Source organism: Psychrobacillus sp. 05T411 (assembly GCF_056396485.1).
The window spans coordinates 1-11,065 of the sequence record NZ_JBFTLO010000051.1 but is presented as its reverse complement, the minus strand read 5'-3'; the positions used below and the strand labels follow the sequence as shown (position 1 = coordinate 11,065).

Below are 11,065 nucleotides of genomic sequence, written 5' to 3'. Positions count from 1 at the left end.
CAACTAAATCAGCACGAGAGCAACCAAATTACTCGTGAAAGCAACCAATTCTCAAAATGGCTCTTTACTTGATGTGAGACAACTATAATTCCGACCTATTATAGGAATTATATGTCCTAAAGCCCGCCGAACACACCTGGGCTGCATCTAGTCGACTAGTTTGTCGTGTTCAGCTATCTTATTGTCACGTTCAACCATTTATTGTTAATATGGGATCTCAATAATTTAGCCATTTYCATTGATTTTCGCTGCAGGCGGCGACTCCAATGGAGGCCAACACGATGTTGGTCACGAAGGCGTTGCCACACGATGTGGCGTTCTTAGCCTTTGTTCCTCTACCTGAGTAAGATGAGACTTCACAACGTACGCGCAAGCGGCGGTGAAGGCTCATCACTCGCCCCACGGAAAGCGTCCGTCCTGTAGCGGAAATCCTAGCGGTCACTAGTCAATGCACTACGTCGCAGTTTCCCTATTATGTGCGGTATTACATTAATATTTATTATTTTTATTTATCATATCTAGGGATGTGTAGGTGCTTTAGCACTTTTGTTCCGTAATTTTATACGTGTTGTTAGAAGCATTTGAATGAAGAATAGCTAATAGTTGCTCTGCCATATAAGTAGAAGAATAAATAAACTCACTTTGAATCCATTCACTAATCAGTCCCCAAATGGCATGTGCTTGGTAACTTGCAATAAGATTGGCATTAATATGATTTTGCGATGGATGATTAGTGATATCTTGTAATACAAGTTTTTTTAATTCATCACAAATTCTTTTTTGTAATTCAAATAATACGTTCGATTTAACTAACAATGAATAAAAGTTAGAATGCTTCTCCACATGATCAAATATTTTAATAGTAGAAGAGGACAAGTTACTTACAATCAAAACCTCTACATCTTGATAAGGTTCTCTGTAAGAATCTATCAAATCCTTAATTACATCGTCGATAGCTTCTTCTAATAGCTCTTCTTTATATTGATAATGCTTATAAAATGTACCCCGATTTAAATCAGCAGTTTGCACAATATCAGTTATTGATATTTCTTTAAAGTCTTTTTCTTTCATTAAAGAAATAAGCGATTCTTGCAAAGCTGCTTTCGATTTTCTAATTCTTCTATCTTGATAAAAAGATTTAGTAGACATTTTAGGCCTCCACTGTATGTTAAGGGACAATAATTGCCCCTTTTGCTGATTGAATGGCGTAGTGTACATTGATTATACTATAAATTGAAAGAACTTATTGTACATCTGTTCAATAAAACTGATAAGTAAGTAGGAAGGGTGTAGATGAAAATGAAACTTCAAGACAAAGTAGCGGTAGTAACAGGAGCAGGATCAGGGATGGGCAAAGAAATTGCAACCTTATATGGAAAAGAAGGAGCAAAAGTAGTAGTTTCCGATATAAATGAAGCATCTGCAAACTCAACAGTAGAAGAAATTAAAGCAAATGGTGGGGAAGCAATCGCTGTTGTAGCGAATGTGGCAAAAGAAGAGGATATTCAAAATCTCATTGATACGACAGTTAGCGAATATGGAACTGTTGATATTTTAGTAAATAATGCTGGTATTATGGATAACTTTGAAGCAGCTGGTGATATCGAAGACGATAAATGGGAGCTAATCTTTGCGGTAAATACAACGAGTGTCATGCGTGCAACACGTAAAGTAATGCCAATCTTCTTAGAAAAACAACAAGGTGTTATTGTGAACGTTGCATCGGCTGGTGGATTATATGGTGCACGTGCTGGGGCAACTTACACTGCTTCTAAACATGCAGTAGTTGGATTTACGAAAAACACAGGATTTATGTATGCGCCACAAGGCATCAGATGTAATGCAATTGCACCTGGTGGAGTTGAAACCAATATTGGTTCGTCGATGACAAATATTAATGCATTTGGTATTGGACGAACACAGGCTGGACTAGCACTTAATCCACGCAACGGCAAAGCAGAAGAAATTGCAAAAGTTGCATTATTCCTTGCCTCAGAGGAGTCTAGTTTTGTAAATGGAACGGTAATAACAGCAGATGCTGGCTGGACAGCGTATTAATATTAAGTTTTAACGACCTTTCTGGAGAGAGGTCGTTTTTTTTATATAAGTATTAAAACTTGGTTTGCTTTGAGCAAATCATTTTTGGCCTATTTTCTCTGGTTCCTTAAGCTATTTTTGTTGGTTAGGAACGACCTACTTTTACCCCGTTTTATCCTGTATTATTTACCTATAATTTACTATGAATAGTCGGGGATTATGGTATAGTTTTAGTATAATTATCCATTAAAAGAGGTGGTAATCGTGTATCGAAATGGCGATTTATCAAATGTAATCGGCCTAGATGTTGAATACTCAATACCAATTGTAATTATTTCATTCTTTTTAATTTGTATCGCTTCCTATACAACATTAGAAATGAACAATCGTACGGAATATCACACTATATTCCCGCAAAATGTGTGGTTTGTATTAGGTGCTATTGCATTGGGATTTGGAATTTGGTCCATGCATTTTATAGGAATGTTTGCTTTTTCTTTACCAATAGCTTTTCGTTTCGATCGTTTTCTAACCGTAATCTCTATTGTTCCAGCACTCCTCGCGTCATTTCTTTCATTTTATATAGCAAAACGAACGGCAAGGCCATCGTGGTTGAAGCATCTTTCAGGAGTAATAATGGGTATTGGAACTGTTGTTACCTTTTACGTTGTTATGCTTGCTATGAAAATAGAAGCTTATTATACAGTAAATGTTGTAGTACTAGCTCTTGCCATAATTGCTACCTTTATATTTTCCATTTTTTCAAACTGGATATATGGAAATATTAAAGGTTCTCGGCTTTCTCAGCTACTAGCTTCAATCGTTCTCAGCATAGCCGTCTGTAGTATGCATTATATTGGCATGGCATCGATTCGTTTTTATATTCCTAAAAACTTTTATCCAACCCCTTCTGCCTTTCGAATGATTAATATGGATTTACTAGTAGTTAATATTACAATTGGAATGGTTATTTTACTGGGGATATTAATATTATCAACTGTGGTAGATAGATATATAGAATATAAAGCAGTGAATTTTGATATATTAACTAATCTCCCCAATCGTCGACTATTTGAACTAAAAATAAAAAAACATGACTTTCCACAATATCTTGCTATTTGGCATTTACATGACTTGGATCATGTAAATAGAGAGCATAATTATCAATTTGGAGATGAAGTAATTCAACATCTTGCTTCTATTTTTAAAAAATTTGCACCTCCGAAGGCGGAACTTTATAGAATAGAAGGTCATAGATTTGCCTTTTTAGTAAAAAACTCCGTTCACTTACAACAATCAATGGATCGCATATCCGATGTGCTTCGACAACCCCTCGTCGTTCATGAGAAAGAAGTTTTTCTGCAAGCGGTATGTACTATATCTAAAGCAAATAATAAGGAGGAAGCTGCAAATATTTATATTAATGCGCTTGCCGTATTAAATCATCGATCGATTCTGTATAATCACGACGTTCTCCATTTTGATCCGTCTATACATACATATACATTCGATCGTGAAATTGCAGAAAGTATTACAAAAGCCATGCGTGACGAAGAGCTGTTTCTTGTATATCAGCCGAAAGTAAATGGAAAAACGGATGAAATCACTGGAGTCGAAGCATTACTTAGATGGAATCATCCGATCCATGGGTTTATTTCACCAGGCGTATTTATACCTATTTTAGAAGAATATCATCAAATGATTGAGGTAACAGATTGGGTAATCGATCGTGTATGTAAACAAATTTCAGAATGGGAAAAAGAGGGACTAATCATACCGAAAGTAGCCATTAATATACCAGGTCAATACGTCACTTCCGCGCGACTATTGAACGTCTTGCAAGCTACAATTTCTGCTTATAAGACGAAAGCACAGCAAATCGAATTAGAAATTACCGAAACAAGCTTTATGAAAAATATGGAGGAAGCAACGAAAGCAGTACGTAATTTCCAACAAGCAGGCTTTACCGTAGCACTTGATGATTTTGGTACAGGGGTATCTTCATTGTCTTATTTGAAACAAATACCTATATCTACCTTGAAAATTGACAAATCATTTATCGACGAAGTTCCGTAYTCGGAAAAAGACTCTTCTATTATTAAAGCGATTATTGGACTAGGTGAGTCTTTGGATTTAGTTATTATTTTTGAAGGTGTAGAATCAAAGAGTCAAGTGGATTTTCTAAAGACAGCATGTGGGACTCCTGTAATACAAGGTTACTACTTTGCAAAACCAATGAAATCTAATGAACTAATTGGCTGGATCCACGAATTTTTACATCCAAATAGTGAAGTTTCGAACAAAAGTCCTCAATTAACTTAAGAGTTATGACATCTAAAGAAAATAATCAACTTGTCGATACAAAGAGGGTGATTATTTATCAACAATATTGTATATGAAGAAAAGAGTGACGAGCATGTTCACGACTCCTCCTGGAGACAATTTTATAGAATTACATGGAAGTTATTCCATTCCACTTGTCCTATTATCGGTTATTATTGCAGTAGTTTCTTCTTACACAGCGATTTCCATGAACGATCGAGCACAGAAAAATGGTTTTATTCATCGAAACATATGGTTAGTACTAGCCTCTATAGCAATGGGGTTTGGAATATGGTCGATGCATTTTATAGGCATGAGTGGCTATTCATTGCCTGTAGAAATGCGTTTCCATAAATTGTTAACAGTTGTATCTATAATACCAGCAATGGTAGCATCTTTTTTTGCATTTTATTTTGCTAGTCTTTCGAATAGAACCTATTGGACATATATACTTGCTGGAGTTGTAATGGGAGTAGGCATCTCTTCCATGCATTACATCGGAATGTATGCAATGGAGATGGATATTCTTTATGCATATGATAAAGCACTTTTTATAGCATCTATCGTTATTGCAGTAATTGTTTCTGTTATAGCAGTGTATATATTTTCTGGTTTCCATCGTTATGTAGTGAATAAATTTATCCAGCTTATAACTGCTATCGTTATGGGACTTGCTGTTTCCAGTATGCATTACACTGGGATGGCAGCTATTACCTTTTACGTTCCGAATGATTTTACCGCAGATATCCATCAAATGCATATGATGGATATGAGTGGGGTCGCAGTAAGTGTAACTATAGGAATGATTGTTTTACTTGGGTCTTTACTATTTTCTAGTCTGGTAGATCGTTATGTAGAATACCGAGCTAATTACTTTGATGTGTTAACTAAATTACCTAATCGTCGTTTATTTGAGCAAAAGTTAGGAAAACCAGTATTTCCTGAGCATTTAGCTATTTGGCATATACATGACTTGGAAAAAGTGAATAGAGAGTATGATTATCAATTTGGTGACGAGGTTATCCAACGAGTGGCCAGTTTGTTAGAGTCATCTACTTCCAAAATGGTAGATTTATATCGAATAGAAGGCAATCGTTTTGCTTTTTTAACAAAGGATATGTATGACGAAAAGCAAATGCAAGAAGAAATGGAGAAAGTGGCGGAAATACTTGGCCAGCCGTTTTTTATTGGTAATCAGGAAGTGACGATCCAATCGACATGTGCAATTTCAAAAGCTTACAATTACAAGGAAGCACCGAGCATATATACAAATGCACTAAGTGTATTAAATCATCCATCCGTTTTGTACACCCATGAGGTAGTAACATATGATCCGACTATTCATACGTATACGTTTGAAAGAGAAATTGCAGATGATGTATTTGGTGCAATGCTTAAAGGGGAGCTCTATCTTGTATTTCAACCAAAAGTTAGCATGTCAACAAATGAAATAATGGGAGTCGAAACATTATTAAGGTGGAATCATCCCATCTATGGAATGCTTTCCCCAGGCGTGTTTATTCCTATTTTAGAAGATCATGATCGAATGATGGATGTAACGGATTGGATTATTAAGCTTGTCTGTCGTCAAATTTCCAGTTGGAAGGTGGAGAAAATCCCTTATGGTCAAGTAGCCATTAATATTCCAGGGCAATATGTCACCTCCCCGAGATTATTGGAAGTATTAAAGCATACATTAAAAGATTATGATATAAAACCAGCCCAGTTGGAGCTAGAAATTACAGAAACGACTTTTGTGAAAAATATTGCGGAAGCGATGCGTGCAGTAAGCGTTCTTCGCCAAGAAGGATTCTCCGTAGCATTGGATGATTTTGGAACAGGGGTCTCTTCTTTATCTTATTTAAAGCAAATGCCAATATCTACGTTAAAAATAGACAAGTCGTTTATCGATGAAATCCCACATTCGAAAAAGGATTCTTCGATTATTCAAGCGATTATAGGGCTTGGAGAGTCATTGAACTTAAGCATTGTATTTGAAGGAGTCGAAACGAAAGAACAAGTAGAGTTTTTAGTCGCGACATGTAAAGATCCAATTATCCAAGGATATTATTTTGCAAAGCCGATGAAGTCAAAGGAATTAGAAGAGTGGAGGAATAAAGATGTCGAATGAACAGTTTAAATCAGAAATGAACAACAGATCAATCGATTCCAGGTCGCTTATTCCATTCATTAGTAAAGAGTTCAAAAAGCATTTTACGAAAGATATTACTGCATTGTATCATTATACAAATTTAGAAGGAGCCCAAGGGATTATTAGCAATAAAACGTTTTGGGCTTCCCATATAAAGTTTATGAATGATTCCAAAGAATATAGCCACGGCTTGGAAATATGTGAAGCGATTGTACAAAACTTAATACAGGAGTTTCCGAAAGAAAATCCAAGACGTGCCTATTTGGAAGAAGTATTTACAATATTAGAGGAACAAGATACCGATATTTTTGTCGTATCTTTTTGTGAAAGTGAAGATTTACTTAGTCAATGGAGAGGGTATAGTCGTAGCAAACATGGTGTATCTATTGGCTTTGACTATGCTGCTCTTTTTGACGTATCCTTTCACTTAAGCGAAGAAAACTTTTTCCCGCGAAAAGTCATTTACAATCATCAATTACAAGAGCAAGTAATCCACCGCATTATCGAAATCGCATTAGTTAGGACAGAAATGAATACCGCAAAACCAGCATATACTCCGAAAGAAGTCGCTAGAACAATCGGATATTTCCTGCCACTCTTTAAGCATTCTACGTTCTCTGAAGAAAAAGAATGGCGAATCATCGTAACTAACTCCAAAAGCATGCCCTATCAGCACGAACTAAAATTCCGCGCCCGCGATAATATCATTTTGCCATATATCGAATTGTTAACACATAACAAAGTGACGCAAAATGATAACAAACTCCCAATCAATCAACTAACAGTAGGACCTTCCGGAACGAATGAGTTCACGGCAAGAAGCCTTAAATATTATTTGAAAAATGTAGGGTATCCAACCGTTCCAATAAAAATTTCACATATACCATACCGTTAATGAGGATAAATCAGCAACGGGATCAAAGAAAAAAGACCCCCAATCAAATTGGAAGTCTAGTAATACCTTTTTCATGCGCAAGTAACCATTCTTTTCTCCACAAGCCACCTGCATATCCAGTTAGTTTTCCGTCAGAACCGATAATTCGATGACAAGGAACTACGATACTTAGCTTATTTTTGCCGTTTGCACTTCCTACTGCACGAATGGCTTTTTCATTTCCAATGCTAATCGCAATGTCTTTATAAGATCCCGTTTCACCATAGGGAATAGTGGTTAACGCATTCCACACACTTTTTTGAAATTCTGTACCTACGCTAATAGAGGAAAATGAAAATTCTCGCCGATCCCCTTTAAAATATTCATCCATCTGAACGTAGCATTCTTTAAGCACCGTAGGAGTTTCCTCTGTTAATGGATGTACGATCACATCTTGCTCTGCAAAAAGGATAGAATGGACTGATTCATCCGTACCGACGATTTCTAAAACCCCAATGGGAGTTTGATAATCTACTTGAAATAGTTTACTCATATAACAGCCACCTTCTTTCGGTACTCACTCGGAGTACAATTTTTAAAACGAAAAAATACTTTGTAAAAGTTAGATGTGCTTTGAAAGCCAACTTCATAGCAAACTTCTAAATTTGTTTTATTTGTATGTTTCAACAAGTGTGCCGCCTTATCAATTCTTACTTTTTCTAAATACATACGTGGAGTTTCAGAGGTCTCTTGTTTGAAAAGACGATCCAAATAATAAGTACTTACTCCAACGTGATTTGCTATGTCTTGCAGCAGAACTTTTTCATTTGAATGGTTGATCAAGAATGTAATAACACTTTGAACGAATTGCGTATTAGGAGAATGAAGCACTTCTGGTTTACATCTTTTACAAGCGCGAAAACCATCCTCTTCTACTTTTTCTTTATCCAGATAAAACTCTACATTTTGTTTCTTTGGTTTTCTAGAGCGACAGGAAGGCCGGCAATAGATTCTAGTTGTCTTCACAGCGGTATAAAATAGTCCATCATATGTCTGGTCGCAAGCAATAATTTTTTCCCACTTTTCTTCAAATGTAAGATTGATCATAACTGGCATACATCTTCCTGTCCTTTCTAGTTTAATCTTCATACAAATGTGCTGTATCTTTTAAAGCTAATAATTGTGTAGCATTCATTTCCATAAAAGCAATGACTTTATCAGATAATGCATTACCAAAGCTAAATCGTTGCACTCCTAATGCTTTAAGCTTATTACAATCAGTTAGTCCAGGTAAAGATAAAACATTCAGTGGGGCTTTTATTTTCGATGAAATTTCTTTAATATCCTCATCTAGCGTCACACCAGGAACGAAAATTCCGCTTGCCCCACTATCCACGTATGCCTTTCCTCGTTCAATCGTTACCGAAAGAGGGTTTTTCTTTTGGAGATACGTATCCGTTCGAGCATTGATGAAGAAATCTTTAAAACCACTGTGTTCTAAAGCATTTCTTATTTCGAATAGAAGCTTTGCATGCTGGGAGATATCTCTTAAACCCTCTTGTTTTTTGAGGGAGTCTTCTATATTTATACCCGCGACCCCGACGTCTGCTGTCTTTAAAACATTTTGGACTATTGTTTCTACAGTATCTCCGTAACCAGCTTCAATATCCGCAGAAACCGGAACAGTGACATGCTTAGTAATGATTCGAATAATCCGTAAATGCCGATCAAAATCGACTAGTTCTCCGTCTTTTAAACCAAGTGAATTAGCTACTCCCCAACTAGTAGTTCCGATTGCTTGGAAACCAGCTTTTTCTAAAGTTAAAGCTGACAGTAGGTCCCATGCATTACCTAAAAATAATGGCTCGGTAGATTGATGAAGCTGATTGAATCTTTGAATGTTGTTCATATTTATACCTCCTAGATTCATCTTAGCAAGTTAGAACTGCTGTTTTCGTCCTTTTTCTTGCGCTTATGGTCTGAAAGGAGTGATAAGTTATTTTCATTGAGTATTCCTATTCGGAATATTCGAGGGTAACGCCTTTTTTACATAAGCTTTGAAGGTAATACTGGAAGTTTTGTCGAATTTGAGGAAATGAGGGGGATGATATTCTTGTGGAATGGAAACATCATAGAAATAGCAACATCTATACTGGGTTGGTTAATCGTTGGGATACTGGCATTTCACCTCTATAAAAAACAATTGGAAAAGCCAAAAGCTTGGAAAATGCTTATTGTTATCCTAGTAGGCCTCTTTTCATTTTCGATTAATTGGAATGCATTCGATACACTCCTTCAGATTGCAATTTTACCACTGGGCGTATGGATCTTGTACGCATTTTTAAAAAGAAAAGACGGACGCTGGAAGAAATATCGACCTTTTGCATGGCTTGGCTTTTGGGCTAATTTCATTTTCTTGAGCACTACATTCATTGCTATACCTATCGATCACCTAGTTTATCCAGAAAATGAACCGCTAACATATATTTCAAACATAGAAAATGAGTCAGTTATTGCCATTCATCCATCTGCAAAAGAGCATATGCTAGTGAAAGAAAACCTGCAGAAGCAAATACATAATTTAAAACCTAAAACATTTTTTAGTGATGAATGGTATACGGAAACCTATATGGAGGCAGGGACTGGGAAAAGGAAGGAACGATTCCCATACTTACTTATAGATACCTTACCAAAATGGGGAAGCGGATTAGCTCCAACTATTTATATCGAAAGAGATGGAAAAGGACTTTTAATAGCAGCTCCGAACAAGCAGTATTATTTTCAATCCGACGAATTACTTATAGAGGAGGAAAAATAATATGACGAAAAAAAGATTTTGGAGCTTTATAGGAGTTGTTGGAGTTATATTTGTGGTAGTTATCGTTTACTCATTCTCTTTTTTGGAACCAAAGCCATTTCCTTCTGATGAGCAAGTTTTAGATGAGATAAACAGTGTTTTTCCGAAAGCCGGTGCAGAAGTTTTCCAAAATACTTTTTTCCTAGATGAGCAGCATGTATATGTTCCCTTTATTTCAGATGCGAACGCTAATGGAATAAGCTTATGGGAATGGAAAAATGGAAAATGGAAAATAGTCTATATTGCCACAGCCGGACATCCCATAGTATGGAAGACAGACAAAAAAGATCCATCTTCTTATCAAATAGTGTGGAACTTTTCAGAGCAGTCTAATGTTGATTTCATGAAGTTTTACTTGATGAAGAGAAGGAACTATCATGTGAGTAACAATGTGGAACATTACTTTCCAGGCCTACAAATGGAAGAAAAAATAAAAATTTCAGAAAGACCATATGGTAGTATGCAAATGCCAAATGAATGGATTTCTGTCATTCAGTCAGAAAATAAGCTTTCACCAAACGAGACAGACTTATTTACTAACTTTATGAATTATCCACAATACTTTACTTTTCATTGGTTGCCTTATGATAAATCCGAAAAAGTAATGGATCCACTCGAATTATCAAATGGAAATTCCATTTGGAATGATGTGATCGACCTTGAAAATGTTTTGTGGATCAATGAATCGGAGTTAGAATAACTAAAACCCCCAAAAATTTTGGGGTTTTTTCATATGGCCTCGGGTTTAGTTAGAAAATCTGTGAAATGGCTGAATATTGACACATAACTAACCACTGGTTATATTATAACCAGTGGCCAGTGG

10 protein-coding genes are annotated in these 11,065 nt (G+C 36.1%); 6 read left to right on the top strand and 4 right to left on the bottom strand.

The genetic code is table 11. The annotated features are described in order from the left end of the window. Positions 1 to 537: 537 nt before the first annotated feature. Positions 538 to 1,149: a TetR/AcrR family transcriptional regulator gene (locus AC1DFT_RS20350; RefSeq protein ID WP_478161425.1), complete on the bottom strand. Its 612-nt coding sequence runs from the start codon at positions 1,147 to 1,149 to the stop codon at positions 538 to 540. 150 nt (positions 1,150 to 1,299) lie between these two features. Between AC1DFT_RS20350 and AC1DFT_RS20345 the strand changes: the two genes are divergently transcribed. The 4 genes from AC1DFT_RS20345 to AC1DFT_RS20330 all read left to right on the top strand — a co-directional run bounded on the left by AC1DFT_RS20345 (position 1,300) and on the right by AC1DFT_RS20330 (position 7,406). Next, positions 1,300 to 2,058, top strand: a complete 759-nt coding sequence (locus AC1DFT_RS20345) for an SDR family oxidoreductase (protein ID WP_478161427.1) — start codon at positions 1,300 to 1,302, stop codon at positions 2,056 to 2,058. A 243-nt stretch (positions 2,059 to 2,301) separates the two neighbouring features. Further along, positions 2,302 to 4,359: a bifunctional diguanylate cyclase/phosphodiesterase gene (locus tag AC1DFT_RS20340; RefSeq protein WP_478161423.1), complete on the top strand. Its 2,058-nt coding sequence runs from the start codon at positions 2,302 to 2,304 to the stop codon at positions 4,357 to 4,359. Positions 4,360 to 4,453: 94 nt separating this feature from the next. Further along, entirely contained in the window at positions 4,454 to 6,490 is a 2,037-nt protein-coding gene (locus tag AC1DFT_RS20335) for a bifunctional diguanylate cyclase/phosphodiesterase (RefSeq protein ID WP_478161421.1), read from the top strand. Further along, complete coding sequence (locus AC1DFT_RS20330; protein ID WP_478161419.1) at positions 6,480 to 7,406, top strand: DUF2971 domain-containing protein; 927 nt, start codon at positions 6,480 to 6,482, stop codon at positions 7,404 to 7,406. The genes AC1DFT_RS20335 and AC1DFT_RS20330 overlap by 11 nt, the downstream gene beginning before the upstream one ends. A gap of 43 nt (positions 7,407 to 7,449) precedes the next feature. On the opposite strand, the gene AC1DFT_RS20325 is transcribed toward AC1DFT_RS20330, so the two are convergent. From AC1DFT_RS20325 to AC1DFT_RS20315, 3 genes are read right to left on the bottom strand one after another with little or no spacing between them, the layout of a single operon-like run. Further along, positions 7,450 to 7,938 (bottom strand): methylated-DNA--[protein]-cysteine S-methyltransferase, encoded by a 489-nt coding sequence (locus AC1DFT_RS20325; protein WP_478161417.1) that lies wholly within the window; start codon positions 7,936 to 7,938, stop codon positions 7,450 to 7,452. After that, complete coding sequence (locus tag AC1DFT_RS20320) at positions 7,935 to 8,501, bottom strand: bifunctional transcriptional activator/DNA repair enzyme AdaA (protein WP_478161415.1); 567 nt, start codon at positions 8,499 to 8,501, stop codon at positions 7,935 to 7,937. Before AC1DFT_RS20320 ends, AC1DFT_RS20325 begins: the two co-directional genes overlap by 4 nt. 22 nt (positions 8,502 to 8,523) lie before the next feature. Next, positions 8,524 to 9,294, bottom strand: a complete 771-nt coding sequence (locus AC1DFT_RS20315) for an isocitrate lyase/PEP mutase family protein (RefSeq protein WP_478161413.1) — start codon at positions 9,292 to 9,294, stop codon at positions 8,524 to 8,526. A gap of 204 nt (positions 9,295 to 9,498) precedes the next feature. On the opposite strand from AC1DFT_RS20315, the gene AC1DFT_RS20310 reads away from it, so the two are divergent. Both AC1DFT_RS20310 and AC1DFT_RS20305 read left to right on the top strand, forming a co-directional pair. After that, complete coding sequence (locus AC1DFT_RS20310) at positions 9,499 to 10,203, top strand: hypothetical protein (RefSeq protein WP_478161411.1); 705 nt, start codon at positions 9,499 to 9,501, stop codon at positions 10,201 to 10,203. Position 10,204: 1 nt separating this feature from the next. Beyond that, positions 10,205 to 10,942, top strand: a complete 738-nt coding sequence (locus AC1DFT_RS20305) for a hypothetical protein (protein ID WP_478161409.1) — start codon at positions 10,205 to 10,207, stop codon at positions 10,940 to 10,942. Positions 10,943 to 11,065: the final 123 nt, after the last annotated feature.

Bases quoted from the DNA above. Each gene is read 5' to 3' on its own strand.
- AC1DFT_RS20315 (WP_478161413.1), bottom strand. From the start codon at position 9,294: ATGAACAACATTCAAAGATTCAATCAGCTTCATCAATCTACCGAGCCA.
- AC1DFT_RS20330 (WP_478161419.1), top strand. From the start codon at position 6,480: ATGTCGAATGAACAGTTTAAATCAGAAATGAACAACAGATCAATCGAT.
- AC1DFT_RS20305 (WP_478161409.1), top strand. From the start codon at position 10,205: ATGACGAAAAAAAGATTTTGGAGCTTTATAGGAGTTGTTGGAGTTATA.
- AC1DFT_RS20350 (WP_478161425.1), bottom strand. From the start codon at position 1,149: ATGTCTACTAAATCTTTTTATCAAGATAGAAGAATTAGAAAATCGAAA.
- AC1DFT_RS20345 (WP_478161427.1), top strand. From the start codon at position 1,300: ATGAAACTTCAAGACAAAGTAGCGGTAGTAACAGGAGCAGGATCAGGG.
- AC1DFT_RS20325 (WP_478161417.1), bottom strand. From the start codon at position 7,938: ATGAGTAAACTATTTCAAGTAGATTATCAAACTCCCATTGGGGTTTTA.
- AC1DFT_RS20320 (WP_478161415.1), bottom strand. From the start codon at position 8,501: ATGCCAGTTATGATCAATCTTACATTTGAAGAAAAGTGGGAAAAAATT.
- AC1DFT_RS20335 (WP_478161421.1), top strand. From the start codon at position 4,454: ATGTTCACGACTCCTCCTGGAGACAATTTTATAGAATTACATGGAAGT.